At 73.8% G+C, this 17,509-nt stretch carries 21 protein-coding genes; 14 read left to right on the forward strand and 7 right to left on the reverse strand.

What is annotated here, in order from left to right:
* Positions 1-17 precede the first annotated feature (17 nt).
* On the forward strand, positions 18-362 hold the full coding sequence (locus AB0G10_RS33735; RefSeq protein WP_360931096.1) for a hypothetical protein: 345 nt from the start codon (positions 18-20) through the stop codon (positions 360-362).
* Here AB0G10_RS33735 and AB0G10_RS33740 read toward each other — a convergent pair.
* On the reverse strand, positions 359-1,999 hold the full coding sequence (locus tag AB0G10_RS33740; RefSeq protein ID WP_360931099.1) for a methyl-accepting chemotaxis protein: 1,641 nt from the start codon (positions 1,997-1,999) through the stop codon (positions 359-361). The two genes, AB0G10_RS33735 and AB0G10_RS33740, sit on opposite strands and share 4 nt — an antisense overlap.
* 61 nt (positions 2,000-2,060) lie before the next feature.
* Between AB0G10_RS33740 and AB0G10_RS33745 the strand changes: the two genes are divergently transcribed.
* Together AB0G10_RS33745 and AB0G10_RS33750 are read left to right on the forward strand one after the other, a co-directional pair.
* Positions 2,061-2,405 (forward strand): hypothetical protein, encoded by a 345-nt coding sequence (locus tag AB0G10_RS33745; RefSeq protein WP_360931101.1) that lies wholly within the window; start codon positions 2,061-2,063, stop codon positions 2,403-2,405.
* A 187-nt stretch (positions 2,406-2,592) separates the two neighbouring features.
* Positions 2,593-4,614, forward strand: coding sequence for a hypothetical protein (locus AB0G10_RS33750; RefSeq protein ID WP_360931104.1), 2,022 nt, complete (start codon positions 2,593-2,595; stop codon positions 4,612-4,614).
* Here the strand turns inward: AB0G10_RS33750 and AB0G10_RS33755 are convergent.
* Positions 4,557-5,297 (reverse strand): DUF2071 domain-containing protein, encoded by a 741-nt coding sequence (locus AB0G10_RS33755; RefSeq protein ID WP_360931107.1) that lies wholly within the window; start codon positions 5,295-5,297, stop codon positions 4,557-4,559. The genes AB0G10_RS33750 and AB0G10_RS33755 overlap by 58 nt on opposite strands.
* Positions 5,298-5,458: 161 nt before the next feature.
* Here AB0G10_RS33755 and AB0G10_RS33760 point away from each other — a divergent pair, with 161 nt between their 5' ends.
* Genes AB0G10_RS33760 through AB0G10_RS33780 form a run of 5 tightly spaced genes read left to right on the forward strand, consistent with a single transcriptional unit; the run spans position 5,459 to position 9,527 of the window.
* Positions 5,459-6,013 (forward strand): RNA polymerase sigma factor, encoded by a 555-nt coding sequence (locus AB0G10_RS33760; RefSeq protein WP_360931110.1) that lies wholly within the window; start codon positions 5,459-5,461, stop codon positions 6,011-6,013.
* Positions 6,010-6,807: a hypothetical protein gene (locus AB0G10_RS33765; RefSeq protein ID WP_360931113.1), complete on the forward strand. Its 798-nt coding sequence runs from the start codon at positions 6,010-6,012 to the stop codon at positions 6,805-6,807. The genes AB0G10_RS33760 and AB0G10_RS33765 overlap by 4 nt, the downstream gene beginning before the upstream one ends.
* A gap of 10 nt (positions 6,808-6,817) precedes the next feature.
* Positions 6,818-7,615: an ABC transporter ATP-binding protein gene (locus tag AB0G10_RS33770; RefSeq protein WP_360931914.1), complete on the forward strand. Its 798-nt coding sequence runs from the start codon at positions 6,818-6,820 to the stop codon at positions 7,613-7,615.
* Entirely contained in the window at positions 7,612-8,925 is a 1,314-nt protein-coding gene (locus AB0G10_RS33775) for a hypothetical protein (protein ID WP_360931116.1), read from the forward strand. The genes AB0G10_RS33770 and AB0G10_RS33775 overlap by 4 nt, the downstream gene beginning before the upstream one ends.
* Positions 8,922-9,527 carry a hypothetical protein gene (locus AB0G10_RS33780; protein WP_360931119.1) on the forward strand — a complete coding sequence of 202 codons (606 nt, stop codon included), beginning with the start codon at positions 8,922-8,924 and terminating at the stop codon, positions 9,525-9,527. The genes AB0G10_RS33775 and AB0G10_RS33780 overlap by 4 nt, the downstream gene beginning before the upstream one ends.
* 247 nt (positions 9,528-9,774) lie before the next feature.
* On the opposite strand, the gene AB0G10_RS33785 is transcribed toward AB0G10_RS33780, so the two are convergent.
* A complete protein-coding gene (locus AB0G10_RS33785) occupies positions 9,775-10,305 on the reverse strand; it encodes a VanZ family protein (protein ID WP_360931122.1) in 531 nt (176 codons plus the stop codon).
* Positions 10,306-10,571: 266 nt separating this feature from the next.
* Here AB0G10_RS33785 and AB0G10_RS33790 point away from each other — a divergent pair, with 266 nt between their 5' ends.
* From AB0G10_RS33790 to AB0G10_RS33800, 3 genes are all read left to right on the forward strand, one after another.
* On the forward strand, positions 10,572-10,889 hold the full coding sequence (locus AB0G10_RS33790; RefSeq protein ID WP_360931125.1) for a TraR/DksA C4-type zinc finger protein: 318 nt from the start codon (positions 10,572-10,574) through the stop codon (positions 10,887-10,889).
* A 62-nt stretch (positions 10,890-10,951) separates the two neighbouring features.
* The gene (locus AB0G10_RS33795; RefSeq protein ID WP_360931128.1) at positions 10,952-11,677 is read left to right on the forward strand and encodes a cell shape-determining protein MreB; all 726 of its coding nucleotides are present in this window, start codon (positions 10,952-10,954) and stop codon (positions 11,675-11,677) included.
* Positions 11,674-11,958: a hypothetical protein gene (locus AB0G10_RS33800; RefSeq protein ID WP_360931131.1), complete on the forward strand. Its 285-nt coding sequence runs from the start codon at positions 11,674-11,676 to the stop codon at positions 11,956-11,958. The genes AB0G10_RS33795 and AB0G10_RS33800 overlap by 4 nt, the downstream gene beginning before the upstream one ends.
* Positions 11,959-11,964: 6 nt before the next feature.
* Here AB0G10_RS33800 and AB0G10_RS33805 read toward each other — a convergent pair whose 3' ends face one another.
* A complete protein-coding gene (locus AB0G10_RS33805; RefSeq protein WP_360931134.1) occupies positions 11,965-12,804 on the reverse strand; it encodes a patatin-like phospholipase family protein in 840 nt (279 codons plus the stop codon).
* A gap of 62 nt (positions 12,805-12,866) precedes the next feature.
* Here AB0G10_RS33805 and AB0G10_RS33810 point away from each other — a divergent pair, with 62 nt between their 5' ends.
* Complete coding sequence (locus AB0G10_RS33810) at positions 12,867-13,352, forward strand: winged helix-turn-helix domain-containing protein (RefSeq protein ID WP_360931137.1); 486 nt, start codon at positions 12,867-12,869, stop codon at positions 13,350-13,352.
* Positions 13,349-14,197 (forward strand): M23 family metallopeptidase, encoded by an 849-nt coding sequence (locus AB0G10_RS33815; protein ID WP_360931141.1) that lies wholly within the window; start codon positions 13,349-13,351, stop codon positions 14,195-14,197. The genes AB0G10_RS33810 and AB0G10_RS33815 overlap by 4 nt, the downstream gene beginning before the upstream one ends.
* Positions 14,198-14,260: 63 nt before the next feature.
* Here the strand turns inward: AB0G10_RS33815 and AB0G10_RS33820 are convergent, their stop codons facing one another.
* Positions 14,261-14,602 (reverse strand): VOC family protein, encoded by a 342-nt coding sequence (locus AB0G10_RS33820; RefSeq protein ID WP_360931144.1) that lies wholly within the window; start codon positions 14,600-14,602, stop codon positions 14,261-14,263.
* Between the two features lie 12 nt (positions 14,603-14,614).
* Positions 14,615-15,199, reverse strand: a complete 585-nt coding sequence (locus AB0G10_RS33825; RefSeq protein WP_360931147.1) for a hypothetical protein — start codon at positions 15,197-15,199, stop codon at positions 14,615-14,617.
* A gap of 121 nt (positions 15,200-15,320) precedes the next feature.
* Between AB0G10_RS33825 and AB0G10_RS33830 the strand changes: the two genes are divergently transcribed.
* Positions 15,321-16,547, forward strand: coding sequence for a helix-turn-helix transcriptional regulator (locus tag AB0G10_RS33830; protein ID WP_360931150.1), 1,227 nt, complete (start codon positions 15,321-15,323; stop codon positions 16,545-16,547).
* Positions 16,548-16,556: 9 nt separating this feature from the next.
* Here the strand turns inward: AB0G10_RS33830 and AB0G10_RS33835 are convergent, their stop codons facing one another.
* Complete coding sequence (locus tag AB0G10_RS33835) at positions 16,557-17,432, reverse strand: alpha/beta hydrolase (protein WP_360931152.1); 876 nt, start codon at positions 17,430-17,432, stop codon at positions 16,557-16,559.
* Positions 17,433-17,509: the final 77 nt, after the last annotated feature.

Genomic DNA, 17,509 nt, shown 5'->3' on the forward strand with positions numbered 1-17,509 from the left:
GCACGCCCGGTGGTGACATGCTGGAGGACCAGCCGGCAGCGGAGGGCGCCGTGACCGAACAGGCGGAGCAGGCGGTACGGATCGGGATCGACCTGGGCGGCCGGGGCATGCCGACGCGCGAGCAGGTCGCGGCCGTGCGCCGGCTGGAACGGGCGATCGAGGCGGCCGTCGCGCTCGACGAGACCGGCGAGCTCGACGGTGACGAGTTCGGCGCCGGGCAGGTGACGCTCCACCTCCACGGTCCCGACGCCGACCGGCTGCTCGGTTCGGTGGAGCAGCTGGTCCGGCGGTTCCCCGCGGCCGACCGCTACGCCGACCTCGGCTACGGCGACGACGAGGAGGAGCGGCGCGTCCAGCTCTAGAGCCGGAACCGGTCGACGATCCGGCGCAGATCCTCGGACATCCCGGCCAGCTCCCCCGCGGCCTGGTCGGTACGCGCCACGCCGGTGGTGGTCTCCTGGACCGAGGAGGCCACCGCCGTGATCGTGCCGGCCACCCGGGAGCCGGCCTCGGCCGCCTCGGTGACGTTACGGCTCATCTCGTTGGTGGTGACGGTCTGCTCCTCGACCGCCGAGGCGATGGTCGTCTGGAACTCGTTGATCCGCGCGATGATCTCGCTGATCTCCTCGATGGCGGCGACCGCCCCGGCCGTGTCGGCCTGGATCGCGGCGACCCGCTGCCCGATGTCCTCGGTGGCCCGGGCCGTCTCCTGGGCCAGGTCCTTGACCTCGCTGGCCACGACCGCGAAGCCCTTGCCCATGTCGCCGGCGCGGGCCGCCTCGATGGTGGCGTTGAGCGCGAGCAGGTTCGTCTGCTCGGCGATCGCGGTGATCGTCTTGATCACGTTGCCGATCTCCATCGACGACTCGCCGAGCTTCGCCATGACCACGCCGGTGTTCGTGGTGACGTCGACGGCCCGGGACGCCACGTGCGCGGCCTGGGTGGCGCTCTCGCTGATCTCGCGGATCGACGCGCCCATCTCCTCGGCGCCGGCCGCCACGGTCTGGATGTTGTGCGACATGGTGGCCGCGGCGTCGGCCACCGAGGCGGCCTGTCGCGCGCCCAGGTCGGCGCTGCCCGCGCTCTGCCGGCTGGTCTCGGCGAGGGTGCCGGCCTCGGCCGCGAGGGTCTGTGCGTGCGCGGTCAGGTCGGTGACGGTCTGCCGCAGCGTGCCGGTGGCCCGCCGCAGCGAGCCGGCCATGTGCCCCAGCTCGTCGCGCTGGTCGACCTGAGCGTCGCCGGAGAGATCACCCTCGGCGACCTTGTCCAGCACGGCGCCCACCCGGTGCAGCGGCTTGATGATCATGCGGGCCACCGCGAGCGCCGCGACCACCCCGAAGGCGAGCGCGGCGACCAGGCAGATCATGATGCGTACGCGGGTCGCGGTGACCGCGTCGTCGAAGTCCTTTCCCTGCAGCAGCGCGGCGCCGGCGTACTCGATCTCGGCGCTGAGCAGTTCCTCGTACGTCTTGCGCAGCTCCCGGTTGGCGTTGAGCGCCACGTCGGTGGCGGCCGCCGGTCTGGTCCGGTAGACGGTGAACTCCGCGTCAAGGGCGGTGAACCAGGCGTCGGTCGCCGCCCTGACGGCGTCGATACGGGCCGCCGAGTCGGCGCCGTCGGCGACCGCCCGGGCCGCCGCGAGGGACTCGTTCAGGCTCTCCTGCCGGCCGAGCGCCTCGTCGCGGTAGCCGGTGTCGCCGGTCAGCAGGTAGCCGCGCTCGTCGTTCGCCGCCGACTTGGCGGTGAGCGCCGCGGCGTTGAGGTTGGTGCTGTACGGCAGCACCTCGGCGATCTCGGTGTTCCGGGTGGTCTGCAGCTCGGCGATGCCGGTCAGGCTGAGCCCGCCGGTGAGGATCGTGCCGGCGATCGCGACGCCGGCCACGGCGAGCACCTTCGTGGAGACCTTCCGGTCCCTGAACCACTGCCCCGCACCCACATTCGTCCCGATCGGCCGGGCGAGGGCCGGGCTGACCGAGTTAACCCATTGTTCACCTGTCACTTCCGGGCCATTTTCGTACGGGCGGAGCCGGGTACCCGCCGCGCCGCCTTAGCGTCGGTTCGTGGACGACACGACCGGCCGTTATGTGTTCGCGGGCCAGCAGATGGGATGGCGTGACGAGGTCGCCTACTACCCGCTGATCGGGCCCGAGGTGGTCCACGTGCACCGGGTCGGGACGCTCACCGCGCTGACCGTCTTCAACGACGAGCGGGAGTCCACCGACGTGCTCGCCGACGTGCCGTGGACGCAGACCGACGACGGGATCGAGATGGCCGGCCACGTCGAGGACGCGGTGCGCCGGCGGGTGGAGGCCGGCGAGATCGTCCACCAGTCCTTGCAGGAGATTCTCGACGAGGCCGGCGCCTTCCGTACGACGCCAGCGGCGCGATCCGACGGGCTTCCCTGACCGCCCGGCGCATCACCGGCCCGCGCCCTGGATCGGGCTGCGCTCTCCGGGCGACGCCTCGGACATCGACGCCAGGCAGCGCGCCATCCTCCTCAACCGGATCCGGCACAAGTGGATCGCCGAAATCCTCGAGCCCTCCCTGGCCGACGCCGCCCGGCTCGCGCTCGGCCTGGAACGCAACACCGGCTTGCTCGCCCTCGGAAGCCGATTCGTACGGCATGCCGACCGGCCCGGCGAGCCACTGCCGATCGATGCGTCGATCGCATCGATCTTCGAGCGGTCGGGCTCCAGCCTGCTGATAGCGGGCCCGCCGGGGTCCGGCAAGACCACGGTCCTGCTGGAACTCTGTGACGCCCTGTTGCGGCGGGCCGCGAAGCGCCCCGACGAGCCCGTCCCGGTCGTGCTCAGCCTCGCCTCCTGGGCGCGCCGGCGCGAGGCCGTCGAGACGTGGGTGACCGACGAACTGGTGCGGTCCTACCTGATTCCCCGCGACCTGGCGGACCGGATGACGGCCGGCGGCAGGCTGACCCTGCTCTTGGGCGGCCTGGACGAGGTGCCGCCGCCCCACCGCACGGCCTGCGTCAAGGCGATCAACTCATGGCGGGCCCGCAACGGCCTGGTCCCCGTCGCCGTCTGCAGCCGGACGGCGGAGCTGAGCGAGCTCGGCGCGCGGTTACGCCTCGACGACGCCGTGGAACTGCTGCCGCCCACCGACGCGCAGGTCGAGTTCTACCTGCGGCAACTGGAGAACGCCGGCACTCCCACCGGCGAGTTGCGGACGAGCCTGCGGACCGACGAGGACATGCGCGAGCTCCTCCGCTCGCCGCTGATGCTGCACGTCGTGGCCCTCGCGTACCACGGCCGGAAGGCCGACGACCTGCGCCGGCCGGGAACCGTCACGGAACGGCGGGCCAGGCTCTGGGCGGCCTATGTCGCGCGCATGCTGGAACAGCGGCCGGTCCCGGCCGGCGCTCGCTACACCGGGGAGCAGGCGGTCCGGTGGCTCGGTGATCTGTCCGGAGCGCTGGAACGGCAGAACCAGAACGAATTCCACCTGGATCGGCTCACCCCCGCCTGGCTGGCCACCCTGGCCCACCGGCGCTACGCGCACCGGATGATCGTCGCCGGGGGCGGCATCATCGCCGGCGCCGTCGGCGGGGCGACCTTCGCCCTGGTCAAAAGGGCGTACGGGTTGCAGGTCGGAACCCTGGAGGGAACCGCCGGCGGCCTGGTCGCCGGCATCGCCTCGGCCGCGCTCGGAGCCCTGCTCATCGGGCTCTCCGGCGGCCTCGCCACGAACGAGCCCTCGCGGGAACGGGTCGTGTGGTCCTGGTTCCGGTTACGCCGGGGCATCGCGACCGCCGTCCGTGACGCCCGGGCCGGCGCGTTCCGGCCCGCGCTCGCCTTCGGCGCCTATGCGGGCGCCACCGCGGCGGCTGTGGCCGGCGCCATCGCCGGCGCGGCGGTCGCCTCCTTCTCGGGCCTGGCGGTCGCCCTCGGGTGCGGGGTGTCGTGGGCCGCGATGAGCCTGGTCGCCGGCGGCGAACTGGATATCACGGTGGCGCCGACGGAACAGCTGACGTGGTCGTGGGGCAAGTTGCGCCGCGGCCTGCCGACAGCCGTCGGCGGTGGGCTGGTCGGCGGGGTGATCTACGGCGCCGGAGGGGCGGTGGCCGGAGGTTCCGACTTCGCGGTGGCCGCCACCGTCTCCGCCGCTTCGTCGCTCATGCTCGCCGGCGTATGTTTCGCTGGGCTGTCACCCACCCTCCGGGAGGAACGCTTCGCCCCGAACGAGGGGATCCGGCGCTCGGCGCGGTACGCCGTGGCGGTCGGCGCCGGGCTGGGCGTCTCGACCGGCCTGCTGTTCGCCCTGGCCGGCCGGCTGGCCGACGACCCGCCGGACTACCTGCTCGCGGGCCTCGGCGGCGGGCTTCCCTTCGGGATCGCCTCGGCGCTCATCTTCGGCGGCGCCGCCTGCATACAGCATTATCTGATCCGCGGCTGGCTGGTGCGGGAACGGTCCGCGCCCTGGCGCTACACCGCATTCCTGACCGCCATGAACGACCGGCTGCTGATCCGCCGCAGCGGCAGCGCGTTCGTCTTCCCGCACCGGCTGCTCCGGGAGCACTTCGCCACGCTGGACCATGCGCGTCACCGGCCGGACAGCACGTCCGGGGCCCCGAACGTGACCGGCACGCCCGGCGAGTAGAGCACGCTGTCCGGCGGCCCGGCGACGGCGGGCAGGCCGGCGGCCGTCAGCAGCGAGTCGTCGAGGGTGAGCAGCTCGGCGTGGTGCAGGGGCCAGCGCGGATGCTGGTTCGGCAGGTGCAGGGATCGCCCCCAGGCCCGGGTGTGCAGGCCCCACCGGGCGGTCACGAAGTGCTCCAGCGGGGAGGGCTCGGCGATCGGCCGCCCGACCCGTACGCTCATCCGATTCTCCGCATTTCGCGGCGGCGGCCATCGGCGGCGGCTGGTGTACGTCAGCACGTCGCCCGCCCGGGTCATCCGCATCCGGGACCACATGTACGGCAGCCGCAGCGACGCCCGCGCGGTGAGCACCGGCAGGAGACGCTCGGCGTCGAGGGACAGGAACACCACGGCGCGACGGCCCCGGCCGTCCACGCTGTAGAGGCGGACGTTCGTCTCGCAGAAGGTGCCGAGGTAGGGCACGCCGGGGCCGCGCAGGAACCCGAGCCCGACCATCCGGAAACCGATCAGCCCGGCGTAGGTGACGCCGCCGAGCGTGTCCGGCACGGTCCCGGGCGGGAGCAGGGGCGCGACCCGGGCCGGGTCGATCGCCCAGTGCAGGAAGGTCAGGTCCACCCAGCGCTGGACCAGCAGTGAACGGCGCACGGGCCGCATCGTCTCCGGGGTCACATCCTCGATCCGCACCCCTCGATGATGCTCCGGTGCCCCGACCGGGCATCGCCCTGATCAGTCCGATCCCCTCGGCTGACGACAGCGGGAAACCGGAGCGGCGGCCGATTGAACGGTGTGACCCACGCCACACCTACTGGCGCACCGAAAGCGCACCCCGTTTCGTCTGGCTGGTTGTGAAACGAAGAAGCCTGGACGCGGCCGACGAGGAAGAGCTCGTGCGCCGCACCGCCGCCGGGGATCGGCGCGCGTTCGACGAGCTGTACCGGCGCACGTCGCCGTGGCTGCTCGCTCGCCTGCGCCGACGCTGCGCCGACGACGACGTGGTCGCCGACGTCATGCAGGAGACGTACCTGGCGGTCTGGCGGGCGGCCGGCGGCTTCTCCGGAGCGGGCGCGCAGGGCTCCGCCTCGGGCTGGCTCTGGACCATCGCGGCCCACCGCCTCGTCGACGCCTTCCGCCGCCGCGCCCGGCACAACCAGATCCCGGCGGTACCGCTGGCCGACGAGGTGGCCCCGGCCGCCGAGGACGAGGTGATGGCCGGCCGGGTGGGCCAGGAGCTGGAACAGGCGCTGCTGGTGCTGCCGCCCGAGGCCCGCGAGGTGCTCCGCGCCATGGTCCTCGACGGCCTGTCGGCGCGGGAGACCTCGGTGCTGCTCGGCGTGCCGGAGAGCACGGTGAAATCGAGGGCCCGCCGGGCCCGGCTCGCGCTGCGGGAGGCGCTCTCATGACCCCACATCCGACCCCTGCCGTGATCGCCCGCTACACCGACCACACCGCGCCCCTCGACGAGGTCACCCTCTGGTCGGTCGAGGTGCACCTGGAGGACTGCGCGGACTGCCGGGCCGTCCTCGCGACCAGCAGCACCGACGACTCGCGGATGCTGCTCGACCGCATCGGCAGCGCCCTCGACGAGGGCATCGCCGCGGGCCCGGCCCCGACCCGGCGACGGCTCACAGCGATCAAACGACGCTGGATCGTCTGGCACCTGATCCCCTGGGTGACCATGAGCATCGCGGTCCTGGCCTGCGCCGCCGTCCTCCAGGCACTGCAACCGGCCCTTCCGTCGCTGGTCGCGCTGCTCGCCCCGATCGCTCCGCTGCCGGCCGTGGCGGTCGCGTGGAGCCGGCGGCACGACCCGGCCTGGGAGTTGATCGCCGGCACTCCGGCCGCCGGGCTCCCGATGCTGCTGAGGCGCACGGCGGGTGTGCTGGCCGTCATCGTGCCGGTCCTCGCAGTCGCCGGTTCCCGTACCCAATTGTCCCTGGCTCTTGCGCTCCTGCCGTGCCTCGCGTTCACGGCCGCGACCATCGCCCTGGGCGCGGTGATCGGCGTCCGCCGCGCCGCCCTCGGATTGGGCGCCGCCTGGACCGTCGTCGCCCTGGTGCCGGCCGCCATGACCGCGCAACTGCCACCCATGCTCCACGACGGCAGCTCCCCCGCCTGGGCGCTGATCACCGTCCTCCTCGCCGGGTTCGCCGCGACCCGCGCCACCAGCTTCACCCGATTGACGAGCCATGACTGAAAGGACCTTCATGCGTACGGTGACAGCAGCCGAAACGGCCCCTCGAACATATCCGTGGGCCGTCCACGCCGACGGCCTTCAGGTGCGCGCCGGACGGCACATGGCCGTCGACGGGCTCGACCTCGCCCTGAACGTCGGCGTGCACGGGCTGCTCGGCCCGAACGGCGCCGGCAAGACCACCCTGATGCGGGCCCTCGCGACCGTGCTCAAGCCGGCCGGCGGGCAGCTGAGCCTGCTCGGCGAGCAGGTGGGCGGCCGCGCCGACCTGCGCAAGGTGCGCCGCGGGCTGGGCTACCTGCCGCAGCAGTTCGGCTTCTACCCGCGGTTCACGGTGCGGGAGTTCGTCGAGTACATGGCCTGGCTCAAGGAGATGCCGAAGACCGCGGTGGCCGGCGCGACCCAGCGCGCCATCGAGCGGGTCGGGCTCGCCGACAAGGCGGACGCGCGGATGAAGACGCTGTCCGGCGGCATGCTGCGCCGCGCCGGGATCGCCCAGGCCGTCGTGAACGACCCGGAGGTGCTGCTGCTCGACGAGCCGACCGTCGGCCTCGACCCCGAGCAGCGCCTCGACTTCCGGGAGCTGCTGCGCGACCTCGGCGCGGACAGCTGCGTGCTGGTCTCCACCCACCTGGTCGAGGACGTGGTCGCGGCCTGCGGCGACGTCGTCATGATGAACCAGGGGCGGGTCCTCTTCCAGGGCACCCCGGCGGACCTGATCGCGCAGGGCGGCGACGGCGACGCCGGCGACAGCCCGGCCGAACGCGGCTACTCGGCCCTGCTGCGCCGGCACCGGGCGGTGAACCCGTGACCCACGTCCTCGGTATCGAACTGCGCCGCTCGGCGGCGATCGGATCCGCGCTGATCCTGGCCGTGGTCGGCGCGCTGGCGCTCTACTTCGCCGAAGGCATCGCCTTCACCGACGGCTGGATGCAGCTGGCCATGAGCCAGCGCCTCTTCCTCGCCCTGCTCTGGCCGCTCGCCCTCGCGGCCGGCGCCTGGCAGGGCCGCCGCGAGCACCGGTGGAAGGTGACCGAGCTGTTCGCGACCACCCCGCGGCCGGTCGCGCAGCGCATGCGTCCGGTCATCCTGGTGATGGCCGCCGCGGTGACCGTCGCCTACCTCGTGATGGGTCTCGCCGGCGGTGCGTGGCTCATCGGTACGGCGGATTACCTGCCCGCACCGTTCTTCGCCGTCACCGCCGTCGGGGTGCTGGCCCTGGTCGCCGCGGTCTGGCTCGGTCTCGCGATCGGCCGGCTGCTGCCCTGGCTGATCACCGCACCGGCGCTCGCCATCGCCGGCCTCGGGCTGCTGCTGACCATCCCCGGCGCGACCCGGCCGCGCGGCTGGCTCGCCCTGGTGTTCTCGCCGATCTACGAGATGAACATGCCGGACGCCTTCGCGACCGTGCCCGGCCGGGTCAGCGCCGCTCAGGCGATCTGGCTGCTCGCCCTCGCCGTCACCGGAGTGCTGCTGTACGCCGCCGCGACGTGGCGCCTCCGGGTGGCCGCGCTGCTGCCGGTGCTGCTCGGCGCCGCCCTCGCGATCACCGTGATGCCGCACGGGAAGCGGGTGGTCACCGGCGCGATCGACCCGGTCGCCAAGGAGCTGGTCTGCGCCGATCAGGAGCCCGCCGTCTGCCTGAGCCGGGTGCACGCCGGCCTGATGCCCGAGTTCCTGCCGTCCGCCCGGCAGGCGCTCACCGTCCTCGCCGCGCTGCCCGGCGGCCCGACCCGGGTGCACGAGGACACCACGACGTACGTGCCGACCCGCTACGCGCCGTGGGATCCCGGAGTCGCGCTGGTCCGCCTCGACACCGGCCAGGACACCCACCTCGCCGACCCGGAGCTCGCCCTCGGCGACGCCGTGGCGGGAGCGTTCACCGGCCCGCCCGGATGCGAGGACGCGCCGCCCCTCGGTGACCAGCTCGCGGCCGCGTACTGGCTGATCGGCACCGAACCGCCGGCCGACGGCAACGGCGCCGAACGCGACCGCGCCGTCGACGTGTGGCACCGGCTGAAGGCCCTGCCCGGCTCCGAGGCACAGGCCAAGGTCGTGGCGCTGCGCGCGGCCGCCCTCAAGTGCACGCCCGGCACGGCGCTGTTCGGCGACGCCTCGTGAGGTGGCTGACGCTCTACCTGCGCTCCCGGCGGGCGCCGATCGCGATCCCGGCCGCGGTGACCGGCATGGTCCTGATGTGGTCGCTGTGGGCCGGCTTCTCCGACACCCGGACCGTCGCCGTCCAGACCGTCGTCACCACCGTGCTCCTGCTGGTCGTGGTCCTGACGGCCACGCTCGGCAGCCCCGACGACGCCCTCGAGGCGACCGCCGCGATCTCCTGGCCGGTACGCCGGCTGCTCCACCTCCTCGCCGGCTTCCTCCTCGTCGTGGTGCTGCTCCTGCTCACGACCGGAACGAACGCCGAGTTCGGCCCGGCCGGCCTGATCGTCCGGGACGCGGCCGGCCTGCTCGGCCTCACCGCCCTCGGCGCGGCGGTCGCCGGCCCGGCCCGGGCCTGGTTCCTGCCGCTCGGCTGGACCCTCGCCGCGATCCTGTTCCCCCGCGCCGAACCGCTGGCCGGCCGGATCCTGACGTGGCAGTCCCAGGCCCCGGACAGCGTCGCGGCGGCGGTGGTCGCGGGTGTGCTGGCCGCCGCCGGGCTGGTGGCCTATGTGGCCGGTGGGCCGGCTCGCAGCGCTCCGGCCGAGATGGCGCAGGCCTGACCCGGCTGCCGCGCTCTCGCTCTTGCGTCCTAGGAAGATAGGATGATTGGTGGGCGGCGCTGTGGGCGGCGCTGCCCACCACGGCCCCGCGGCGTGTTGAGTTGAGGCGCAATCCGCACCCCAACTCAACACGCCATCCGACCCGGCCCGCAGCGTGTTGAGATGAGGCGCAATCCGCACCCCAACTCAACACACCATCCGACCCGGCCCGCAGCGTGTTGAGTTGAGGCGCAATCCGCACCCCAACTCAACACGCGATCTGCCCCCGGCCACCCCTCGCGGCGACCAGGGAGCGGTCCCGCCACCACGGGCGTGAGGCGAGCGCGGCCAGCCCCGCCCCGGCCGCGTTGAGCAGGACGTCGTCCACCGACGACACGCGGTCGAGGCGCAGGACGTACTGGAGGGTCTCGACCAGGACCGAGCCGGCCGCGCCGGCCGCCAGCATCCGGGGCACCGAGGCGAGCACCCGGAAGCGGAGCGGGGCGAAGAAGCCGAGGGCCGCGAAGACCAGCAGGTTGCCGACGATCTGGACGGTCGCGACGCGCGGCCCGGCGGCGAGGACGTCGAGGAGATCCCGCAGCGGAACCAGGTTCACCCGCGGCTCCTCCCGCCCCGGCAGCAGGATCATCCACAGCCACGGCACGGTCCCGTAGACGATGCCGGTCTCGGCCGTCGCGACCCGCCACCCCCGGCGGCGCGCGAGGACCCACGCCACCAGGACGGCCAGCGGCAGCGCGGCCACCGTGGCGGCGACGACGGCGGTGATCGTCCCGGGCATGCCGCGGATGCTAACGGGTGCCCGCGAGGCGAACTCATTGGCTTCTCGGCGCGGACCCACCTATGGTTGTCCGATGCCTGAGGTGAGTGCGCACTCGCTCCCCGTCACCTGTGTGACGGGCCGTCAGGCTGCGCCGATCTTCCGCGACACCGCAGGACGCGGGCCACCGGCGGACGAGCACACCTCAACCACCGCCAAGGGCGAAGCGAATCAGCTTCGGCCCTTTTTGTTTATCCGCACCTTCATCGACAGAGGAGAGATCTACCATGACCGTCGAGCTCGAACCCGCCGACCAGCAATGGGTCACCACGCTGCGTACGTCGTTGAGCGAACAGTTCGCCGTGCAGACGGCGCGGCTCAAGGAACTCACTGAGATCAACGCCGACACCGGCGACCCGGCGCAGGCCCACGACCGCGATGCGATGCTCGCGGCGACCCGGCAGAGCCTCGAGCAGATCACCGGGGCGCTGCGCCGGCTCGCCGAGGGCACGTACGGCCGGTGTGAACGCTGCGAGAAGCCGATCCCGGCCGAGCGGCTGGAGATCCTGCCGCACGCCAAGTTCTGCGTCCCCTGCCAGCGATAAGCAACTCACGTCGGGCTGCCGTGCCGCAGGACGGCGCGGCAGCCCTTCCGGAAAGGAATCACGTGGCCCCCTCAGCCCTCGCCATCGACCTCGGAAGCAGCACCGCCATCGTCTGGGCCGACCAGCGCGGCATCGTCGGCGCGCCCAGCAGCGCCCTCGTGAGCCGTGGCCGGATCACCGACGCCGACGGCTGTGCCACCCTGCTGACCGAGCTGGCCCACCGCTTCCCACAGCCTCTCCCGGCCGTCGACGTGGTCGTGGCCTGCCGCCCGGTGCTGTCCACCGACGACGACCAGGAGGTCATGCGGCACGTCATCGACACCGCGTTCGCACCCCGCCGGACCGTGTTCATCGAGTCGGTCCGCGCGGCCGCGATCGGTTCCGGGGCGGCCGCCGGCAGTCTGCTGGTCGCCGACGTGGGCGCCGAACTGACCGAGCTGGCCCTGCTCCGCGAGGGCCGGGTCACGGTGGCCCGGCGCGCCGACATCGGCACCCGCGATCTGGCCCAGGGCGCCACCGCCGACCTGCTCGCCGACGTCGTGGCCACCCACCTGCGCGGCCTCGAAGGCGTCTGCCCGGCCGCCGACCTGGCCGAGGCGACCGCCCGCGGCCTGCTGCTCGTCGGCGACGGCGCCGACCACCCCGCGCTGCCGCGGGCCCTGTCCGAGGCCCTCGACATGCGTATCCACCGCACCCCCGAGCCCCGGGCCGCCGCCCTCAACGGCGCCGCCCAGGCCGCCAGATCCCTGCTCCGCCACCCCGCCCTCAGCCGAGCCGCGGCGGCATGAACTCCCTCTGGCTGTCCTCCGCCGATCTGACCGGCGGAGCAGCCCCGCGCCTGAGGAGCTGGCTGCCACCCGACCTCGCCGAGCGGGCCGCCACAGTGATCGACGATCTGACGGCCCGGACCGGCGGTGGCGAGGTGATCCTGAGCCGCCGCGAGGACGTCCTGCTCGTCGAGGTCGTGCACCGCCACCGGGAACCGATCACCGTGGGCGGGAGGCTGAGCGCCCTCCACTGCGGCTCGCACACCACCGACACCGGCGGCGTGCTGTGGGCGGAGATATAGGGGGTCTCAGGCCCAGACCGCGCGAAGCCGTTCCGCCTCGGCGGCCGCCTGGCGCCGTCCCGCTTCGGCGGCGGGCCGGCGCCGGGCGGGGTCGAGCGGGTTGCGGCCGATCGCGGACCGCGCGGCCGCGTCCGGCGAGACGACGGCGCTGCGCACCTCCGGTCCCAGGGCCGCCACCTGCGCGGACGGGCGTCCCGACGGGCGGGGTGACGCGGTCACCGGCGCGAGCACGACCACGCGGTCGTTCCCGGCGGCCAGGTCGGCGTTGGCGACCGAGCGAACCCCTCCGTCGATGTGCCGGACCCCGCCGATCGTCACGGGCGGCCAGGTCAGCGGCACCGCGCAGCTGGCGGCGACGGCGTCCACCAGGGACACGCCGCTGGACGCGTCGAAGATCCGTACCCGTCCCGTCTCGGCCTCGACCGCCGTGATGAGCAGGCGGGTCGCCGGCCAGGCGCCCCCGCCGATCCTCGCCGCGATCACCGCCCGCCTCTCCGCCTCCGGCATGGTGCGGGCGCGCAGCGCCTGCCGGCCGAGCCAGGCACGGCCCCGCTCCGGATCGCCCGGCCAGAGCCCGGCCACCGCGAACCTGAGGATGCTCCCGAGGCTCATCCGCGCGGCGACCTCACTGCCGGGTCCGGCGAGCTGCGCCGCGAAGAGCTCTTTCAGGGGTACGCCGGAGAGCACCTGCGACGCCACCGAGGAACCGGCCGACGTGCCGACGAACAGCCCCGCATCGGTCAGGTCGACGCCGTGCTCGGTCAGCCCGTACAGAAGCCCGATCTCCCACGCGACCCCGGTGACTCCCCCGCCACCGAGGACCAGCGCCCTGCCGTCGACACCCATGGAGGGGATCCAAGCACAATCCGGGCTCCTACGCTTCTACGTAATTACGTTATAGTGAAACGGTGAGCGACACCGACCGCCTCGCCGCGCTCGAACAGCGCGTGGCCGAGCTGGAGAAGAAGTTCCGGGGCCCGGCCCCCGGCCCGGACGCCTTCTGGGCGCTCGAAGGCCTGCTCGAGCGGGCCGGCGAGCCGGGCGCCGTGCTGTTCACCGGCCACGCGACGCTGCCGGACGGCCGCACCGCCCGCTGGCAGGAGGCGGCCGGCGTCGGCGACCTCGTCGACGGCGACTGGTCGCAGCACGTCGCGGCGCTCGCGGCCCTCGCCCACCCGGCCCGCATCCGCCTGCTCCAGCAGGTGCTGCGCGGCGCCGCCACGGCCGGCGAGCTCCAGCGGATCGACGGCATGGGCACGAGCGGCCAGGTCTACCACCATCTGCGCCAGCTCGTCGCCGCCGGCTGGCTGCACACCGCCGGCGGCGGGCGCTACGAGGTGCCCGTCGCCCGCGTCATCCCCCTGCTCAGCATCCTGATGGGAGCCCGCCGATGAGACGCGCGATCGCCCGCCTGCAGACCTGGTGGCTGCGGCTGTTCGTCCTGCTCGTCATCGTGTTCCTTGTGGTGCCCGTCCCGGCGCCGCTCGACCTCGTGCTGATGGCCGTGCCACTGGCGCTCGCGTTCGTCCGGGCGCCGCGGTCGGCACGGCCGCCGGTCGACGCCGAGCCGCCGGTCCGCGGCCGGTGGGTGGCGATCAACAGTCCGGGGACGGCCGTGCCGAGCCACGGGGTCAAGGCCTACGGGCAGATGTACGCGGTGGATCTGCTCCAACCCTCCCCGGACGCGGCCGCGAAGATCGGGTGGTCGATGCGCACGCGCGCGGCCACCTCGTACGCATGCTTCGGGTCCCCGGTCTTCGCCATGAAATCGGGAATCGTGGTGCGCGCGACCGACCGGCAGCGCGACCACCGCAGCCGCGACACCTGGCCGTCGCTGATCTGGATGATGACGATCGAGGCGTTCCTGCGCGAGCTGGCCGGCGCCGGCCGCATCCTCGGCAACCACGTGATCGTCCAGCACGACGACGGCACCTTCGCGGCCTACGCCCACCTGCGCCGGGGATCCGCTCGCGTGACCGCCGGCGATCGCGTCGAGGCGGGTCGGCAGCTGGCCGAGGTCGGCAACACGGGCAACACCTCCGAGCCGCACCTGCACGTGCAGCTGATGGACCACGCCGTCCCCGTCGCCGCCGCGGGCGTCCCGATGCGCTGGCCGGATCTGATCATCGACGGGGAGACCGACGCCCGCTGGTCCACCGGCGCCGCGAAGCCGACCGCGCTGGCCGGTTTCCCGCAGAACGGCCAGCTCTTCGACGCGGCCGACCTGCCCGCGTCCTGACGCTCAGGCCGGCCCGCCGTTCCTCAGGCCGGCCCGCCGCTCTTCAGGCTGGCCCGCCGTTCATCAGGCCGGCCCGCCGCCGAAGCCGATCTCGTTGCCGTCCGGATCGTTGAAGATCGCTTTGCGGACGCCGTTGTCGTACGTCTCGAGCGACACCGGCTCCAGCCCACGCCCGGCGATGGCGGCGAGCCGCTCGTCGAAGTCGCTCACGAAGACGGTCTGCATGGCGTGCCCGGCGTGGTCCGGGCGCACCTCGATGTAGAGGTAGCGGTTCCCGGCCAGCTCCCAGACCGCCTCGACGTCGTTCGGCAGGAAGGAGGGCGGGCCGCCGAGCAGGCGTTCGTACCAGGCGGCCGCCGTGGCGTAGTCGCGGACCGGGATGCCGGCGAAGAGGTCAACGGTCACCGCGCCAGCCTGTCACAGATAGCCGCGGACCACCGGGAGCCGATCGGAGGCCGGCCCCACCGCGTAGTTGCGGGTGATCAGGTCGGTGGCCGGTGACCGGCGGGGCGCGGCCGGCTCGCCCCAGCGCGCCTCGTCGGGCGTCAGGATCCGCGCCTCCACCACCTGCGGCGGCCCGAAGTCGGCGGGCGGGGCACAAGCAGGCTTCGGCGGGGGCGGCGGCGCCACCTCGCGGCAGGTCAGGCACGTGCCGGTGGCGCCGCTCAGGACGTACCGGCTGACCGCCGCACGGTTCACCGGCCGCCACCGGCGGTCGCCGCACCCCGAGCAGAAGACGCCGGGGACGTAGGCCACGGCGATGGCGTGCGCGTCGGCCGCCAGGTCGGCGTCGCCCGGGTCGTCGAGCGGCTGCCGGCCGTTCGCGGCGGGCGCCAGCCCGAGCCACCGCGGCTGGGCGGCGCCCGGGGTGCAGGCCCAGTAGCGCTGCGCCCGCACGTAGTCGCCGGCGATCGCCCAGGGGTGACGCCGGAGCGCCAACGAGAGGAGGACCCGCCCGTCGCGGCCGGTCGTCAGCGTGAAGCGGTCTGCCTGTTCGGTCACGGCGAGAGACATCGGCAGCGGCCCCTGCCGGTCCAGAACTCCTCGCCGGCTCAACCGAGCTGCACCGGCGGCGGTACAGGCTTGCACCATCCGGCGCACGAGCGGAGCTACGGTCGGTCGCATGACGCCACGACGGCACGCCGACCCCGCGGTCGGCGAGCGCATCCGGGCCCGCCGCCTGCTTCGTGGGTGGAGCATCAGGTACGCCGCCAGCCGTGCCGGCATCTCGCACGCCACCTGGAGCAGGATCGAACGGGGGCTTCAGGGGGCCGACAACCGGTTCATGCTGGCGGACCTCGCTGGGGCGCTGGAGTGCGCCCCGGCCGACCTCGCGGGAACCGGGGTGCCGGCGCCCGACCGGGCGGCCGCGGCGGCGCAGGCCGGGGTGCTCGGCCTGCGCCGGGCCCTCGTCGACACCGACCTGAGCGAGCCGCCGTCCGAACCCGCGTCGCCGAGGCCCGCGCCGCCGATCGCCGAGCTGCGCCGCACCACCGCGCTCGCCGACGCCCTCTACCGGGCCTGCGACTACGCCGGGGCCGCCCGGGTCTACCCCGATCTGCTGCGCGACCTGCACACCGAGACCGCCGGACCGGACCACGCCGAGGCGCTGCGGCTGCTCTGCGAGGCGACCTCGAACGCCGCCACGGTCCTGCGCAACCTCGGGCATCCGGCGGACGCGTGGCTCGCCGCGGAACGCTGCCGGGACGCGGCCGACGCCTCCGGGGATCCGGTGCTCCGGGGCGGCGCCGCGTACGCATTGGCTCGCTCTGCCCTTGCCTGTGGCTCCTTCCAGCGGGGGCAGACCATCGCCGAGCGCGCCGTCAACGACCTGAGCGGCCACCTGTCCCGGCCCGGCGGACCCGAGATCCTCGGCTCGCTGTATCTCGTCGCCGCGCTGGCCGGCCGCAGCCGCAACCGCCTCGACGACAGCCGCGACTGGCTCGACGAGGCGTCCGCGCTGGCCCGCCGCACCGGCGAGACCGACACGATGGGCATGTTCTTCGGCCCCACCAACGTCAACATCTGGCGGATGAGCATCGAGGTCGACGACGGCGACCCGATCCGCGTCGTCGAGATCGCCCGGCGCACCGATCCGGCGGCCATCGAGGCGGGCGTCCGGCAGGTTTTCTACTACGCCGACACCGCCCGCGCCCTGACCCGCATCGGGGGACGGGACCGCGAGGCGATCCGGTTCCTGCTCACTGCCGAGAGGATCGCCCCCCAGCACGTACGGACGTCCGCCGACCTGGCGGCGGCGGTTCGCACGTTGCTGGAGCGCTCGAATCGACAGGCCGGGGGCACGGCCCTGCGCGGCCTGGGCGAGCGTATGCACATCAACGGTCACTGAGGCCGTCGCTCAGCGCGCGTGGGCGCTGATCTCCCGGACCACCGCGGGCCAGACCTCGCGGGGCAGGTCGTGGCCGGCGCCGGCCAGTTCGACGTAGCGGCCGCCCGGCACCGAGGCGGCGATGCGGCGGCCGGCGGCGGGGCGGATCAACGGGTCGTGCTCGCCGTGCAGGACCAGGGTGGGCACGCGGAGCTCACGCAGGCGCGGGCCGCTCCAGGTGGCGCTGGTCTGCCGGGCCTGGGCGCGGCTGTCACGCATGCCGCTCGCCAGGCCGGCGTCGAGTTCGCGCTCCACGCGGAGCCGGGCGTCCCGCTCGTCGAACGGGAAGCGCGGTGAGGCGACGGCCCGCAGCAGATCCAGGCCGGCCGCCACATCGCCGTCCCGGCCGGCCGGGTGGCGCATCCGGGCGAGGCGGGCCAGGAACGGCAGGCGCACGTAGCGCAGGGCGCCGAGGCCCCGGACGTCGCTGGGCACGGCGGCGTACGACGTCAGGGTCAGCACCCGGCCGGGGTGGCGCAGCGCCGTGCGCTGGGCGACGAGGCCACCCTGCGAGACGCCGAACAGGTGCGCGCGCTGCCACCCGAGAGCGTCGAGGACCGCGACCGTGTCGTCGGCCATGTCCTCGGCGGTGTAGGCGATCGGCCGGCGGCGCAGCAGACCGATCACCGGGTTGCCGGCGGGGGCGTCGAAGTGCGTGGAGCCGCCGGCGTCCCGGCCGTCGAACGACGCCACGTGAAAACCGGCCCCGATCAGCGCGGCGACCAGGCCGTCCGGCCAGTAGTGGCGGGAGACGCCGAGCCCCATGAGCAGCAACAGCGGGTCACCACCGGCGCCGCCGAGGTCGTCGGTGGCGAGCCGGACGTCGCCGTTCCGGGCCGTGATCATCGAAGCCTCCCCATTCGAGAACACTGTTCGCGAACAACGTTAGCGGTAGGCTCGGGCCGTACGGAAGGGGAAGAGAC

It is taken from the genome of Actinoplanes sp. NPDC023714, from assembly GCF_040639855.1.
GTDB lineage: Bacteria > Actinomycetota > Actinomycetes > Mycobacteriales > Micromonosporaceae > Actinoplanes.